The 15,547-nt window shown below is 34.4% G+C and carries 13 protein-coding genes; 5 read left to right on the top strand and 8 right to left on the bottom strand.

The genetic code is table 11. The features are described from left to right. Nucleotides 1–34: 34 nt before the first annotated feature. The 3 genes from GM921_RS12350 to GM921_RS12340 form a co-directional block, all read right to left on the bottom strand. Complete coding sequence (locus GM921_RS12350; RefSeq protein ID WP_182922945.1) at nt 35–2,770, bottom strand: M14 family metallopeptidase; 2,736 nt, start codon at nt 2,768–2,770, stop codon at nt 35–37. An 83-nt stretch (nt 2,771–2,853) separates the two neighbouring features. After that, nucleotides 2,854–3,660: a phosphatidate cytidylyltransferase gene (locus GM921_RS12345; RefSeq protein ID WP_182922944.1), complete on the bottom strand. Its 807-nt coding sequence runs from the start codon at nt 3,658–3,660 to the stop codon at nt 2,854–2,856. Then, nucleotides 3,661–4,596: a CPBP family intramembrane glutamic endopeptidase gene (locus tag GM921_RS12340; protein ID WP_182922943.1), complete on the bottom strand. Its 936-nt coding sequence runs from the start codon at nt 4,594–4,596 to the stop codon at nt 3,661–3,663. It lies immediately after the preceding gene. Nucleotides 4,597–4,647: 51 nt separating this feature from the next. Between GM921_RS12340 and dusB the strand changes: the two genes are divergently transcribed. Together dusB and apaG are read left to right on the top strand one after the other, a co-directional pair. After that, nucleotides 4,648–5,655 carry a tRNA dihydrouridine synthase DusB gene (gene dusB / locus GM921_RS12335; protein ID WP_182922942.1) on the top strand — a complete coding sequence of 336 codons (1,008 nt, stop codon included), beginning with the start codon at nt 4,648–4,650 and terminating at the stop codon, nt 5,653–5,655. Nucleotides 5,656–5,685: 30 nt separating this feature from the next. After that, nucleotides 5,686–6,072: a Co2+/Mg2+ efflux protein ApaG gene (gene apaG / locus GM921_RS12330; RefSeq protein ID WP_182922941.1), complete on the top strand. Its 387-nt coding sequence runs from the start codon at nt 5,686–5,688 to the stop codon at nt 6,070–6,072. A gap of 143 nt (nt 6,073–6,215) precedes the next feature. Here apaG and GM921_RS12325 read toward each other — a convergent pair whose 3' ends face one another. Continuing rightward, complete coding sequence (locus GM921_RS12325; protein WP_182922940.1) at nt 6,216–6,911, bottom strand: zinc metallopeptidase; 696 nt, start codon at nt 6,909–6,911, stop codon at nt 6,216–6,218. A gap of 85 nt (nt 6,912–6,996) precedes the next feature. On the opposite strand from GM921_RS12325, the gene GM921_RS12320 reads away from it, so the two are divergent. Then, nucleotides 6,997–8,136: an NAD(P)/FAD-dependent oxidoreductase gene (locus GM921_RS12320; protein WP_182922939.1), complete on the top strand. Its 1,140-nt coding sequence runs from the start codon at nt 6,997–6,999 to the stop codon at nt 8,134–8,136. Between the two features lie 65 nt (nt 8,137–8,201). Here GM921_RS12320 and purU read toward each other — a convergent pair whose 3' ends face one another. Beyond that, nucleotides 8,202–9,041 (bottom strand): formyltetrahydrofolate deformylase, encoded by an 840-nt coding sequence (gene purU / locus GM921_RS12315; protein ID WP_182922938.1) that lies wholly within the window; start codon nt 9,039–9,041, stop codon nt 8,202–8,204. Between the two features lie 79 nt (nt 9,042–9,120). On the opposite strand from purU, the gene GM921_RS12310 reads away from it, so the two are divergent. Then, nucleotides 9,121–10,395 (top strand): DNA recombination protein RmuC, encoded by a 1,275-nt coding sequence (locus tag GM921_RS12310; protein WP_182922937.1) that lies wholly within the window; start codon nt 9,121–9,123, stop codon nt 10,393–10,395. A gap of 25 nt (nt 10,396–10,420) precedes the next feature. Here the strand turns inward: GM921_RS12310 and GM921_RS12305 are convergent, their stop codons facing one another. The 3 genes from GM921_RS12305 to nadA all read right to left on the bottom strand — a co-directional run bounded on the left by GM921_RS12305 (nt 10,421) and on the right by nadA (nt 13,459). Further along, the gene (locus GM921_RS12305; RefSeq protein WP_182922936.1) at nt 10,421–11,224 is read right to left on the bottom strand and encodes an alpha/beta hydrolase; all 804 of its coding nucleotides are present in this window, start codon (nt 11,222–11,224) and stop codon (nt 10,421–10,423) included. Between the two features lie 107 nt (nt 11,225–11,331). Then, complete coding sequence (gene thiL / locus GM921_RS12300; protein ID WP_182922935.1) at nt 11,332–12,369, bottom strand: thiamine-phosphate kinase; 1,038 nt, start codon at nt 12,367–12,369, stop codon at nt 11,332–11,334. Nucleotides 12,370–12,466: 97 nt separating this feature from the next. Further along, nucleotides 12,467–13,459: a quinolinate synthase NadA gene (gene nadA, locus GM921_RS12295; RefSeq protein WP_182923924.1), complete on the bottom strand. Its 993-nt coding sequence runs from the start codon at nt 13,457–13,459 to the stop codon at nt 12,467–12,469. 451 nt (nt 13,460–13,910) lie between these two features. Between nadA and nadB the strand changes: the two genes are divergently transcribed. Further along, nucleotides 13,911–15,497 carry an L-aspartate oxidase gene (gene nadB / locus GM921_RS12290; protein ID WP_182922934.1) on the top strand — a complete coding sequence of 529 codons (1,587 nt, stop codon included), beginning with the start codon at nt 13,911–13,913 and terminating at the stop codon, nt 15,495–15,497. Nucleotides 15,498–15,547: the final 50 nt, after the last annotated feature.

Genomic DNA, 15,547 nt, shown 5'->3' with positions numbered 1-15,547 from the left:
AAGTTTTCATCATTGCAGAGCTGTGACTAAGTCTTTACTTATACAATTGGTTAAACATCCATTTAAACGTTCCGTGAGTTTGCGCTCTAAACGTAATTTCTGGGCCAAAGGCAAATAATTTTCCTTTTCCATAATCTGCTTCAAAAGCAGCAACACCATCTTGTAAATAACTTTGTCCCCATGCCCAACCGCTACGCAAAGGCGTTGCGTTAGCAAACCAAGCTAAAGGTTTAATTTTTCCACTTGATACAGCATCTGCGCTTAATTTAAATACAGGACTGTTATCGAAATAAACATCCGCAGTGTTATCCATACCCCAATTTGCTGGTTGATTTTTATCTAGCGAAACATTTAAAACACTGCCTGGCACGTAATATTTCTCTGCTGGTAATCTTTTTTCTACGCCTCCTGTCAATTCTACCATCGCATTGCGAACTGGCAAATTTAAGTGTGCCGCTAAATTAGTCGCGGTACCAATAGCGACAATTTCCCCTCCGGCTTCTAAAAATTTCTTTAATTGAGGAATTGATTTATCCTGAGTTATTCTCCCTAAATGAGCTCTGTATTCTTCTGGAATAGTTTCTGGAGCTGGCATACCAAAACCACCTCTTCCGCCGAAACCAGCCGTTGCATTTGGATTGTATGCCGGAATAGAACCATCAACAAAAATTAGCACATCGTATTTGTCTTTCAAGTTTCCTGCATCAATATCTGGAGCATAAATTACGGTTGCATCAAAGTGATATTGTTCCATAATAAAGCGAATCCACCCAGAATCCATTGAACCACCATATGTATCCCATAATGCAATACGAGAAGGAGTTAGTTTAACTGCTTTTGCAGGTTTTTGTGCTGCTGTAATTCTCATTCCAAAACCATGTTCGGCTTTATCTAATATACTTTTCGCTTTCGCAGATGCTGGCACATAAAATGAGCCATCCGCTGTATTGCGATAAACTTCTGCGCCACCTTTTAACAATTCGTTAACCGCTAAATAGCTTTCATTAGCTGATGAACTTAACACGTACCCGCTACCCGAAGGCAATGCTTTTGGTGATGCTTTTAATAATTCTCCGTAAGGTAGTTTCTCAAACGGACCATCAAATTTATCTTGGATTCTATCGAATTTTACATTCATTAAATACGCTAATGTCCAACCTGCGGCATCATAAGGGGCAATTGGCGGACCGCCTTCATATTTAAAATCATTCGGGTGATCTTGTGGTTCGAACATATCTAAAACATGCGGACGAAAAGCTTGATCGGTTTTAACTACATAACTTCCAGCAGGATAATTTTTGCCAGCAACGGTAAATGGAGCAGTTGCTTTTTGAACGGAAATACCTGTTCTAATCAATGCATTTAAGAAGCGAATAGCGGTAGTAAAATCTGGCTGATCTGCAGAAAGGATATATCCTCTCGCATCGCGATTAGCTGGATTTTTCATCACTGTATCTAAGTATTTGGTAGACATTCCGCCTCTTCCTTCAAAACCTCCACCTTGTGCTGTTGTGCTAGTTGATTTTCCTGCTTGTGCGGCAGCATTAATGGCGTCAATCTTTTTAGGTGAAAATGACCAAGTGTCTTTACTTCCTCTATCAATTGAATTTTTACCCATTTGATAAATATTATACAGCAATTCGTCGCTATAACGTTGGGCATAATTTAACACTGCGTAGTTTAAGGAAACCGAATAATCGATTGAGTTTTTAAAATACCATTTCTGTGGTAAAACCGGATTTGGAGAGTCGCCATTTGGCAATAAACGAGATGGTACCAAAGGAATATCTGATGGCGTTGGACTACCCACAATTTCGGTTAATAAACCAATCATGTTGTGGAAATAAGTAGTCGTTCTTAATCCACCATTATACCACGTAGAAAACACAGAACCGCCACGTTGTGTATAACCAGGCTTAGCTTCAACATTCATTCTATTGTGCATTGCAGCACCAACGGCATCTATACTTGTTAATATTATTGGATCGAAAACATAATTATACGGGTCGCGGTAAGGTGGCCCAGCTACAACCGTTCCTGCTGGTCCAGCTTGATGGTGGTTATACATAATTTGCGGAATCCATTCTACAAAAAGTTGGCGACCAATATTTTGAGTTTCTTTTAGATTTAACATAAAGAAATCTCTGTTATTATCATGGCCAGCATATTTTTCGTACAACCGAGGAAGTCCATTAATTGATCTTTTCTTTGGATCTTTTTCTCTCATGTACCAATTGCTCACTAATTCCTGTCCATCTGGATTAGCATGTGTCATCAACACAATTACATTATCCAATATTTTAGTGGTTTCTGCATCCGTTCTGCTTGAAAGATTATATGCCATTTGTATTAACTGATGTGCGCCAACTACCTCATTTGCATGTAAACCTCCATCAATCCACACCACGGCTTTTCCTTCTGCCGCCAATGCTTTAGCTTGCTCGGGAGTTAACCCTTCGGCGTGTACTAATTTTTGAGAAATCTCTTTATATTTTGCTAAGTTCTTTTGGTTTTCTGGCGAAGTAATGATCAACATATATTGAGATCTCCCTTCTTCGGTTTTACCAATATCTACTAGTTTTACTCTTTTTGATGTTTCTGCCAGTTTTTTAAAATACGCTTCTGTTTGGGTGTAATTTGCGAGCTGATAATCATCGCCAATGTTAAAGCCAAAATGCTCTTTTGGGGTCGGAATATTTTGCGCTATCGCGATTTGAGCACAAAAAAACAGCGCAATAAGCAACAAACTTCGTTGGTAAAGTTTTGACATGAGGTTTAGTTTAGTTGATAATAAATCAAATATAAAAGAGAAAGCAAAGTAATGTATGGCTGTTATTGATTTGTTACAGACGCCTAATACAATATCAAATACAAATAAACATAAACAACTGGTGCAGCAATTAATAAGCCATCAAAGCGATCTAAAAATCCGCCATGTCCAGGTAAAAAACTACCGGAATCTTTTGCGTCAAGGCTTCTTTTCAGCATTGATTCTACTAAATCGCCAAGCGTACCGAAACACACAATTAAAATAGACATACCTGCCCAAACGATAGGCTTCATTTCGGGAAACTGTAAAGAAATCAAATAAGAAACCACGAGGCTGGTAAACATTCCGCCAAAAAAGCCTTCCCATGATTTTTTTGGAGAATGACGCTCAAATAATCGGTGTTTCCCCCATTTTACGCCAAATAAATATGCTCCTGTATCATTTGCCCAAAGCAACAATAAAAATGCAAGCGGTAAATGAAAATTATACTGATTAAAATCGGCCAAAAAGCCTAAAGAATAAAAGAAGCAGAAAGGAACGGTGACATAAATAAAACCAACAAAGGTGTAAGAAATATTAGCAAATGGGATTTTCTCCTTTTTATATAATTCGAAAATAAATACCGAAAATATAAGCGGAACGATAAGCAGTAAATACTTTAATTCGAACTGAAAATAATGATAGCTTGCGGTTAATAAAAAGATAATTGCCGCAGCTACAACCGCAATATTCCTGTGTGGGCGAATGCCCGAAGTTTTAACTAATTTATAAAACTCTAAAAGCGCAATGATGCTTAAAACTAAATAAAATCCTGTAAAAGCGTAGCCATTTATTAGTGAGCCAAGCATCACTAGGGTAAAAAAGAAAGCGGTTATTGCTCTTGTCTTCATTTAAAAATTTGTGGGTTGTTGAGTGTTTTTCTCTGTTGATTTCTCTTTTAAAATCCAAAACAAAGCTATGGTTAATATTGCACTAATTAAATAGCCGTACCAAGCAACAGAAGTTCCGTCATCGCTAGTTATTGGTAAATTGTGCTTTTGTAAATACCAAGCAACGGCTACGGCATAACCATTGTTTAAAAAGTGAGCAAAAATGGTATACCAAATGCTACCCGTCCAAAAATAGATGTAGCCAAATGCTGCGCCCAAAAATAGCCTTGGGAAAAATCCAAAAAACTGAAAATGTATCGTGCTAAAAATAATTGCTGATGTCCAAATAGCGATGTGCGGATTTTTAATTAATCGTAAAAAAGTACGTTGTAAAGCTCCTCTAAATATAAATTCCTCACAAATTGCTGGTATAATGGCAATTACCAATAGATTTATTAAAAATCCCCCGGTAGAATTCATTTTTAAAATGGCTTCAGTAGTTTTTGCGCCTTCGTCTTCCATTCTTCTCATCCAATCCATTAACCATTTCAAAGAATCTGGTAATGCCATTTTCTGATTTAATTCATTTACCAATCCTAAAATTGGTGTTGAACAAAGCATCAGTAAAAAAACCAATAATAGGAGGTTTGCTCTTGGCATTTTCATGCCGTAAAAATGTTGTGGTCTTTTTCCTTCGGTGATCCCTAAAAATATTGCCGGAGCTAAGAAAAGTCCTATTTGTTGCGCTGTAAGTAATATTTTTAAAGCGCCAACATTCTTTAAATCGTCTCCAGTCATCCACCCTGTGTTATGCAATAAATCTAATCCGTAAATTCCTAAGCAGATTAAAAATCCAATAATCATGGCTATCACTACGCCTACAACAGCGTAACCCCCTAATATTAAGAGCTGTAAAAACGGGCTAATTTCTTCTCTTGACGTTTGTGTAACTTGCATTATTTGTAAAATCCGTAACTTTGTAAAAAATTTTGGTTTGAAGATAGAGAAATGTCTGTAAAGATAGGAAATATAGATTTGGGAGAGTTCCCTTTGTTACTAGCGCCGATGGAAGATGTGAGCGATCCGCCTTTCCGTTATGTGTGCAAGCAAGGCGGGGCCGATTTGATGTATACAGAATTTATTTCTTCCGAAGGTTTAATCCGCGATGCGGCAAAAAGCCGTCAGAAACTGGATGTTTTTGAATACGAAAGACCGATTGGGATTCAGATTTTTGGTAGTGATATCGAAAGCATGCGTGAAGCGACTGAAATTGCAACGCTGGCTGGTCCAGATATTATGGATATCAATTATGGCTGTCCAGTTAAAAACGTGGCTTGTCGTGGTGCGGGTTCTGCTTTGTTGCAAGACATTGATAAAATGGTTAAAATGACAGAAGCTGTTGTAAAAGCAACGCATTTGCCCGTTACTGTTAAAACTCGTTTAGGCTGGGATGATAATACCAAAAACGTAGAGGAAGTTGCTGAAAGGCTGCAGGACATAGGTATTCAAGCCTTAACTATTCACGGTCGCACAAGAGCGCAATTGTATAAAGGCGAGGCCGATTGGACATTAATTAGAGAAATTAAACGCAATCCGCGTGTTAAAATTCCAATTTTTGGCAATGGCGACGTAGATAGTGTAGAAAAAGCCGCAGCTTGGAGAATGGAATATGAGGTAGATGGAATTATGATTGGAAGAGCCGCAATTGGCTATCCTTGGATTTTCCGTGAAGTAAAACATTTCTTTAAAACTGGTGAACATTTGCCAGGTCCAACATTAGACGAAAGGATTGTAGCTTGTCGAACTCACCTAGATAAATCTATAGAATGGAAAGGCCCAAAAGTGGGTGTTTTTGAGATGAGACGTCATTATGCTAATTATTTTAAAGGTTTGCCTGATTTTAAACCGTATCGAATGCAGCTGGTAAAGGAAGAAAATATTGAAACCATCCATCAAATTTTAGACGAAGTGGCAGAAAAATATGAGCGTGTATTATCATTTTCAGAAATGGCTTGATTATTGAAAAGCAATTTATAAATTTAACAAATGGTTACAGCTATAACACAAGGTGTAAAAATTTCGGTAGAAACCATTTACCAAGACGAGCATTCTAATCCGGCTAACGAACATTACATGTTTGCTTACCGCATAGAAATAGAAAACTTGTCTGATTATGCAATACAATTAATGCGTCGCCAATGGTTTATCTTCGATTCGAACGGCTCTGTTAGAGAAGTTGAAGGAGAAGGTGTGGTTGGTGTTCAGCCTATAATTGAACCCGGCAAAAACTATTCTTACGTTTCTGGTTGCAACCTTAAAACAGATATTGGCAGTATGCGTGGCCATTATTCGATGAATCGTTTGGTTGATGAAACCAGTTTCGAGGTTGATATTCCAGAATTTCAATTGATTGTTCCTTATAAATTAAATTAAGTTTTTTCATGCTGAACATTGCTGAAGTGAAACATTGTTCAAAGATTTCTCCACGACGGTCGAAAAGACGTACTGCATAAAAAGACAAAAAAGGGACGATAAATTAATTATCATCCCTTAGTTTTTCATAGGTATATTTTCTTTTAATTTCGGCTTCTGCCAAATAGCATTGATGCGTAGTATAACAAATTCGCTAATGCGCCTAACGCAGCGATTACATAAGTCATTGCCGCCCACCAAAGCGCATCTTTTGCTTGCACATTTTCTTCGTCGCTTTGCATTACACTATGATTATTTCTCAACCAAAGCAAAGCTCTTTTACTGGCATCAAATTCTACAGGAAGGGTTATAATGCTAAATATAGTTACTAAAGCCAATCCTGCTACGCCAATTCCCAACACCAATGGATTTCCGGTAAAACCAATTAATAACACACCAATAATTAGCACCCATTGCAAAAGGTTAGAAGAAATACTTACAACCGGCACCATGTTAGAGCGCAATTGCAACCAATGGTACGATTTTGCATGTTGTACGGCATGTCCACATTCATGTGCTGCTACTGCGGCGGCGGCAACACTTCTGCCGTAATAAACATCTGTACTTAAATTAACCGTCAATGCGGCTGGATTATAGTGATCGGTGAGCTGACCCTCTAAACTCATTACATTTACATTGTAGATGCCATTATCTCGTAGCATTTTTTCAGCTACTTCTTTCCCTGATAAACCAGAACTCAGCTGGGTTTCTGCATATTTTGTAAATTTATTTCTAAATCGCCATTGCACAAACATGCTAATGAATAGTATCGGGATGAATAAAATTAAATAGGTTCCCATATCGGTAGTGTATGTTTTTCAATATCTTTAAATCAAAAAGTGTTCCCATATTTAACAGACATAAAAAAATTACAATTCGTTTATTATGCTTCATAACTTATCCTACTGGGAAAAAAAGAATTTCTTTCATGCTGATGTAGTCATAATTGGTAGTGGAATTGTGGGTTTGAACGCTGCAATTGCAATTAAATCAGAAAGTCCAAAAACAAGTGTATTAGTACTAGAGAGTGGATTTTTACCCTCAGGAGCAAGCACAAAAAATGCAGGTTTTGCTTGTTTTGGAAGTATTTCAGAATTGATAGAACAAGAAAAATTAAGCGGAACTGATGGGCTACATAAATTGATTTCGAAAAGATGGAAAGGACTTTTAAAGCTTAGACATTTGTTGGGTGATGAACATATTTCTTTTCAAAATAATGGGGGTTTTGAGTTATTTAAACCTGAGCAGCATGATTTAGCTAATGAATGTGTAGCAAAATTGAGCCATTTTAACTCGTTAATTGAGGATATTGTGCTGCAAAAAGACACGTATTCTTTAGCTAATGCCAAAATTAATTCATTTGGCTTTAAGGATATTAATTTGCTTATTGAAAATAATTTAGAAGCACAAATAGATCCTGGAATGATGATGAAAGCACTTTTAGCTAAAGCTTTAGCTGCTGGAGTTCAAGTTTATAATAATTGTAAGGTTGAAGAGCTTTTGCAAGAAAGTAATGGCATGGTAATTAAAACAAACCACGAGGATTTTACTTGCAAAAGAGTTTTGTTAGCTACCAATGCTTTTGTAAATGAATTATTGCCAGATTTAGCCATTACACCAGGTCGTGGGCAAGTGATTGTAACCAAACCAATTCAAAACTTAAAAATTAAAGGAACTTTTCATTACGATAAAGGCTATTATTATTTTAGAAATATTGATAATAGAATCCTTTTAGGTGGTGGTAGAAATTTAGATTTTAAAACTGAAGAAACTACTGAATTTGGCGAAACAGAATTGGTTCAAAATGCTTTAGTTAATTTATTAAAAGAAGTGATTTTACCAGAAACTGATTTTGAAATAGAGCAAAAATGGAGTGGTATTATGGCTTTTGGCGCTCAATTATCGCCAATTATTAAGGAAGTAAAACCTAATGTATTTTGTGCCGTTCGTTGCAACGGAATGGGAATAGCAATCGGAAGCCAAACAGGACAAGAAGCTGGAGAAATGGTAGTGAGGAGTTTGTAATATTTATTTGTTAGCTACAGATTAGCAGATTAAGATTCAGTAATCTGCTAATCTGTGGCTAAAACTTATTCAAAAACAATCGTTTTATTTCCACTCACAAAAACACGATCTTCTAAAACTTGTTCTAATGCTTTGCTCAAAACTGCTTTTTCAATTTCTCTACCAGCAACAGCCATTTGTTTAGCATCTAAAGTGTGATTAACATGGATAGTTTGTTGAGAAATAATAGGTCCTTCATCCAAATTATTAGTCACAAAATGAGCTGTTGCGCCTATAATTTTCACGCCCCTTTCAAAAGCTTGTTTATATGGATTTGCCCCAATAAATGCAGGTAAAAATGAGTGATGAATATTGATAATTTTATTCGAATACTGAGCTATGAAATCCGGTGAAAGAATTCGCATAAACTTCGCCAACACAATATAATCTAATTGATAATTTGATAATACACTGGCTATTTCATTTTCAAAATCAGCTTTGCTTTTATCTTCATGTGAAACAAAAAAAAATGGAATATCAAATTTCTCAGCAAATTCTTTTAAGATTTCGTGGTTCCCAATTATACATTTAACGTTTGCTCCTAGTGTTTTAAAGGTAGCTCTCACTAAAATATCTGCCAAACAATGAAATTCTTTCGTAACCAACAATGCTATGTTTTTTTCTGCTTTCGGAACGAGGTAAACATCAGCTGCTGCTGGCAAATTATTTAATAATTCTAGTTTTAAACTGCTATGATTTTCAACTATTCCACTACACTCAATTCGGGTAAAAAACTTCTGTTCTACTTCGTCAACAAATTCACGCATAGCGATAATATTTAATTGATGTTGTGCTAAAACCCTAGTGATGTTGGTTACTAATCCAACGCTGTCTTTACATTGAATTAGGACTAAAAGATTATTCATGTCGTAAATATAAGATTTAAGCTATCTCTGCAAAATTGGTTCGCCAATTATTTATTATTTTTGATAAAAATATTAGCAAATGGAAATCGCAGGCGTTGTTTTATTAGTAGTCATTTTATTGGTGCTTTTTGTCTTATTGTTTCGTAAACCAGCTGTTCAAAACAATGAAACAGTTAATTATTTAAAAGATGAAAAACTAAAATTAGAAGATGAATTGAACGATTTGCGTGAGCGTTTTAATGCAGAGCGAAGCAACTTGATAAAAGCTGAAGCTTTGGTTAATTCACATCGTGAGAAATTAGCTGAACAACAGAAAAACCTAGAAGATTTACAGCAAAAATTCACTTTAGAGTTTTCATTAATAGCTAATAAAATATTGGATGAAAAGACAGCCAAATTCACTGCACAAAATCAAACCAATTTAGATTCTATTTTAAATCCATTAAAAGCAAATATCAAATCTTTTGAAGAAAAAGTAGATAAAGCGTATAAAGATGAAGCATTAGAAAGAAGCCAATTAAAAGGTGTTATTTTTCAGTTAATGGATCAAAGTAAGCAAATCCAAACTGACGCAAATAATTTAACTAAAGCACTAAAAGGCGATAGTAAAAAACAAGGAAATTGGGGCGAAGTAATTTTAGAAAGAGTTTTAGAACGTTCAGGATTAATCAAGGATAGGGAATATCGCATCCAAGCAAGCTTAAATAATAGCGAAGGAGCAAGAATGCAACCCGATGTGATAATTGACCTGCCGGATGAAAAACATTTGATTGTAGACGCTAAAATTAGCTTGGTTGCTTACGAAAGAATGATGAATGCAGAAACTGATGAAGAGAAATTAGTAAACCTGAAACAGCATTTGCTTTCTGTAAAATCTCATATTGATGGTTTAGCAGGCAAGAACTATCAAAATTTATATCAAATTAATTCACCAGATTTTGTGTTGCTTTTTATGCCAATCGAATCTTCTTTTAGTGTAACTGTTCAGGCTGATAATGAATTATTTAATTATGCCTGGGATAGAAAAGTGGTTATTGTTAGTCCGACTACTTTATTGGCAACTTTGCGTACCATTGCTAGCATTTGGAAAGTAGATCGACAAAACAAAAACGTGTTTGAAATAGCTGAAGAAGCAGGCGCTTTATATGATAAATTTGTTGGGTTTTTAGAAGATATGGAAAAGATTGGAAAGCATATTGATCTTACTCAAAAAGCACATGAAGATGCTTTTAAAAAACTACAATATGGCAATGGAAACTTGATTGGAAAAGTAGAAAAGATTAAAAAGCTAGGGGCAAAGACTAAATCTAATAAACAGATTGATTCTAAGTTTTTGGAGAACGCGGAGGAGTAAGGAAATAGCCAATTAAAGAGCCTCCTTATTTTTTCTTTGTATACATTTTAACCAATGTTTGATAAAGCCCATTGTGAAGAATGGTTAAATGATCTTCTTTTTCAAAAAATGTTAGGTTTATTGTAGCGCCTTCAGATTGCAGAATAAGTTGAGCCAATTGTTTTGCATCATCTTTCATTCTTTCTCCTTCTTCACCTACAGCTATGTAAACTTTTGTATCTATTAGCTTCTCTTTGTTAATAAATGCGTTTGCATTCTTTAAGAGTGATTCGTTGTTCCACCATAAACTTGGGCTAACAATAATATAATTGTTAAAAAGTTCACTATTCTTTAATAAAATCTCTGTCGCTAACAATCCTCCTAAAGATTGTCCAATTATAGTTTTAGAGCCACCTGTTTTAAATTTACTAACAATATAGGGCTGTAATTCTTCTCCTAAAAACTTGATGAATTTTGCGGAACTTCCTGTAGTCGGATAATCTTTCTTATCGTTCTCAATAGTTGTTGGATAGGTAAAATCTCTTCTTCTATCTATGTTAGCAATCCCCACAATAATAGTTTTTGGCATAGCTTCTATCATTGTTAAAAATTGAACTAAACCAACAACATGAACAAAGTCTTCATTTGCAGATCCATCCAATAGATAAATTACTGGATATTTTGTGGCAGAATCTGGATGATAACCTTCTGGTGTATAGATATTTAATACTCTATCTTCATTTAATATCTTGGAATGAATTTTATAAATATTACCTAGTTGAAAGGGCTTTTGTGCAAAGGAAAAACCAACTATAAACATTAGCAACACTATAAGCAAGCTTCTTTTCATCACTAGTTTTATTTTTTGATAAAGTTTATATGCAGATTTTCTTATAAGAATATCTAATTGAATTTAACATTTTAGATTCTTTGCTATGTTCAACCCCTATGGAATATTTACCCTTTAAAAGCATTCCACCCTTGCGCTTTTATCTCATGAGAAATATTAGATTTTGAAATCATATTGCATCCCGAATTTTTATCGGTAATGTGACCAATTATACTGATATCAACATCATTTTTTAGCTTTGCATAATCACTTTGTTTAATGGTGAATAATAGCTCATAATCTTCACCACCATTTAAAGCACAAACTGTAGGATCTAAACCTAATTCACGAGCAGTTTCATACGTCATTGGGTCAATAGGAATTTTCTCTTCATATAAAGTACAACCTTTTTCAGATTGTGTACAGATGTGCAAAATTTCAGAAGCCAAACCATCAGAAACATCTATCATCGAAGTTGGTTTTATCTTCATTTGAGCTAATAAATCAACAATATCTCTTCTTCCCTCTGGTTTTAACTGACGTTCAATAATGTAATCTTTACCTTCTAAATCTGGTTGTAATTGCGGATTTTCTATAAAAATTTGTTTCTCTCTTTCTAAAATTTGTAAACCAACATAAGCTCCGCCTAAATCTCCAGAAACACAAATTAAATCACCTTCTTCTGCACCATTTCTATAACAAATATCTTCCGCTGCTGCGTGACCAATACTGGTTACAGAAATTACTAATCCTTGTTTACTCGACGAAGTATCGCCACCAATTAAATCAATATTAAATTTATTACAAGCTAACTCAATTCCTTTATAAATTTCTTCAACAGCTTCTAATGGAAATTTACTCGAAATACCTATTGAAACAGTAATTTGAGTAGCAATTCCATTCATTGCATAAATATCACTCAAATTAACTTGAACTGCTTTATAACCCAAATGCATTAGTGGTACATAAGCTAAATCGAAGTGAATTCCTTCTAATAATAAATCAGTAGAAATTAACACTTGATCTTTAAAATCTAATACTGCAGCATCATCACCAACTCCTTTTAAACTGGTTTCATGTTGTATTTTAAAATTAGTTGTTAAGTGTTTTATTAACCCAAATTCGCCTAAATCTGATATTGCTGTGTGTTCTTTATTTTCAAACATTTTATTTTTTTTGATTCTTGTCATTCAGAGCGCAGCGAAGAATCTCTAATAATATAGCGATGAGATTCTTCGCTGCGCTCTGAATGACAAAGTTTAATTACAATCCCAAACTCGCCGAAATTTCTAACATTCTTTCTATTGGTTTACGAGCTTCTACAATAATATTTTCAGGTACTGTAACCTCTGGTAAACCATTTTTTAAACACAAATACAATTTTTCTAATGTGTTTCTTTTCATGTAAGGGCAATCATTACAAGCACAACTATTATTCGGAGGTGCCGGAATAAAGGTTTTTGTTGGATTTGCCTTTTCCATTTGGTGAATAATTCCACTTTCTGTAGCTACAATAAATTCTTGTGCGTCGTTATTTATCGAATATTTTAACAATCCTGTGGTACTTCCAATATAATCGGCCATTGCCAAAACAGCTTCTTCACATTCTGGATGTGCAATAAACTTAGCATTCGGATGGCGTTCTTTTAACTTGGTAATTTTCTCTCTCGAAAATATTTCATGTACCATACAAGCACCATTCCACAACACTAAATCTCTACCCGTTTTTTTTGCAACCCAAGCACCTAAGTTTTTATCCGGACCAAAAATTATCTTCTGATCTTTTGGTAAACTTTCAACAATTTGTACCGCATTTGTTGAAGTACAAACAATATCACTCAAAGCTTTTAACTCAGCTGTACAATTCACATAAGTTATCACCAAATGATCAGGATATTTCTCCTTAAACTTTTTAAACAAATGCGGTGGACAACTATCAGCCAAAGAACATCCAGCTTTTAAATCTGGCAATAAAACAGTTTTATTTGGTGATAAAATCTTAGCAGTTTCTGCCATAAAATGCACCCCAGCAAAAACTATAATATCTGCATCAGTTTTAGCAGCTTCTTGAGATAATCCTAAACTATCTCCAATATAATCAGCAATATCCTGTATATCAGGTTCTTGATAATAGTGTGCTAATATTACCGCGTTCTTTTCTTTCTTTAATTTTTCAATTTCATCAAATAAATCAAGCGTTAGATCAATTGCTTCATCCACAAAACCTTTTTTATTTAATTCTTCTAAGACATCCATTTTCATCATCAATTCTTTTATTGGCTATCGAACTTTTGTAAAGATACTCTGTTTCAACAGTACAATAAATTATAATTATTTTAATATATAAAGAATCTTATTACTTATTAAGGTGTTGGTAGTGTGAGTAAGTTCTATTTTAAAATAGAAGATTATAAGTTATAACATACTTACCAACAATTAACATTCATTTTTATTTTAAACTTAAGCTGATTTACAGTGTTATATTATTTGACCTATAAACTTATCAATACCAAAATGTGTATTGTTAATGGTGGTGTAAAAAGTTAATAAACTATGCAAAGTTGCTTAAAAATAATGTAAAAGATTGTGTCAAATTACCTTTTTACCTTAGCTTTAAACATTCAAAAATAGTTGTTGGTTTTATTTAGACATTATGCTAACACTATTAACGATGTTCTTAACAATTGTTTGATTTACGTTAGTTTTAATGAGAAAAGTTGATTTTTTAGTCATAGGATCGGGTATAGCAGGTTTAAGTTTTGCTTTAAAGGCTGCACAACATGGAAAAGTATTAATAGTTACCAAATCAAACGAGGATGAATCTAATACAAAATATGCCCAAGGAGGTGTTGCTGTAGTTGTAGATAAATCGGATTCTTTTGAGAAACATATTGAAGATACCTTAATTGCTGGAGATGGTTTATGTGATAAAAATATTGTAGAAATTGTAGTAAAAGAAGGACCACAGCGGATACAAGAGATTATAGACTACGGTATTAACTTTGATAAAAATACTGCTGGAGTTTTCGATTTAGCAAAAGAAGGCGGTCATTCTGAACATAGAGTTCTTCATTATAAAGACATTACCGGTTACGAAATTGAGAGTGTTTTACTCAAGCAAATTCATGAAAATGAAAACATAGAGATATTAACACACTACTTCTGTTTGGAGTTAATTACCCAACATCACCTTGGTAAACATGTTGATAAGAGTAGCGAAGATATTAACTGTTTTGGTATATATGCCTTTAACACAGAGCTTAACGATGTGGAGAAGATATTAGCAAGTGTAACTGTGATGGCTAGTGGCGGTGCTGGACATGTATATTCTAACACAACAAATCCAGTAATTGCCACAGGCGATGGAATGGCGATGGTGTACAGAGCCAAAGGAAAAATTAGGAATATGGAGTTCATTCAGTTCCACCCTACGGCTTTATATAATCCAGGAGAATATCCTTCTTTTTTAATATCTGAAGCTGTTCGTGGTTTTGGTGGAGTTTTAAGAAGAAAGAATGGTGTTGAGTTTATGTATGAATACGATGAACGTGGATCTTTAGCACCGAGAGATATCGTAGCTCGTGCTGTTGATAATGAGATGAAAAAGTCGGGAGATGATTTTGTATATTTAGATATTACCATGAGGAAGAAAGCAGATATTCTAACTCATTTTCCTAATATATATGCTAAATGTTTGTCTATTGGAATAGATATGACTAAAGATTTTATTCCAGTTACACCTGCATCACATTATATGTGTGGTGGTATTTTGGTTGATGAATATGGAAAATCTTCTATTAAAAATCTATATGCTTGTGGTGAAGTTTCTTCAACAGGATTGCATGGTGCAAATCGTTTAGCGTCGAACTCATTATTAGAAGCTACTGTTTTTGCACATCGTATCTATTTATCAGCTTTAGAAAATTATAAAAATAATATTATACCTGATGAAATTCCTGAATGGAATGAGCAAGGTGTAACACAATCTAATGAAGATATTTTGGTAACACACAACTTACGCGAAACGCAAAAAATAATGAGCGATTACGTAGGTATTGTTCGTTCTGATTTCAGATTAGACAGAGCTATGCGACGCTTATTTTTATTGTATGAAGAAACTGAAGAATTTTATAAAAACAACAAAGTTTCTGTTAAATTATGTGAGTTGAGAAATGTAATTCAGGTTGCATACATGGTCATTAAATCGGCCGTTGCCAGAAAAGAAAGTAGGGGATTACATTATACCACAGATTATCCAGAACACGCCAAAGAATTAGTTGATACCATAATTTAGTTAACAGTTTTCAATTGACAGTTATAAGTAATGCTGTCTAATATCTAAAT

Source organism: Pedobacter planticolens (genome assembly GCF_014172375.1).
Classification (GTDB): domain Bacteria; phylum Bacteroidota; class Bacteroidia; order Sphingobacteriales; family Sphingobacteriaceae; genus Pedobacter; species Pedobacter planticolens.
Note: the sequence above shows the minus strand (reverse complement) of the source record. Positions and strands in the feature narration are given on the sequence as shown.

Coding starts and splice junctions, on each gene's coding strand:
- purU (WP_182922938.1), bottom strand. CDS start 9,041: ATGAATAATCTTTTAGTCCTAATTCAATGTAAAGACAGCGTTGGATTA.
- GM921_RS12350 (WP_182922945.1), bottom strand. CDS start 2,770: ATGTCAAAACTTTACCAACGAAGTTTGTTGCTTATTGCGCTGTTTTTT.
- GM921_RS12305 (WP_182922936.1), bottom strand. CDS start 11,224: ATGAAAAGAAGCTTGCTTATAGTGTTGCTAATGTTTATAGTTGGTTTT.
- GM921_RS12310 (WP_182922937.1), top strand. CDS start 9,121: ATGGAAATCGCAGGCGTTGTTTTATTAGTAGTCATTTTATTGGTGCTT.
- GM921_RS12340 (WP_182922943.1), bottom strand. CDS start 4,596: ATGCAAGTTACACAAACGTCAAGAGAAGAAATTAGCCCGTTTTTACAG.
- apaG (WP_182922941.1), top strand. CDS start 5,686: ATGGTTACAGCTATAACACAAGGTGTAAAAATTTCGGTAGAAACCATT.
- GM921_RS12320 (WP_182922939.1), top strand. CDS start 6,997: ATGCTTCATAACTTATCCTACTGGGAAAAAAAGAATTTCTTTCATGCT.
- thiL (WP_182922935.1), bottom strand. CDS start 12,369: ATGTTTGAAAATAAAGAACACACAGCAATATCAGATTTAGGCGAATTT.
- dusB (WP_182922942.1), top strand. CDS start 4,648: ATGTCTGTAAAGATAGGAAATATAGATTTGGGAGAGTTCCCTTTGTTA.
- GM921_RS12325 (WP_182922940.1), bottom strand. CDS start 6,911: ATGGGAACCTATTTAATTTTATTCATCCCGATACTATTCATTAGCATG.
- nadB (WP_182922934.1), top strand. CDS start 13,911: ATGAGAAAAGTTGATTTTTTAGTCATAGGATCGGGTATAGCAGGTTTA.
- GM921_RS12345 (WP_182922944.1), bottom strand. CDS start 3,660: ATGAAGACAAGAGCAATAACCGCTTTCTTTTTTACCCTAGTGATGCTT.
- nadA (WP_182923924.1), bottom strand. CDS start 13,459: ATGGATGTCTTAGAAGAATTAAATAAAAAAGGTTTTGTGGATGAAGCA.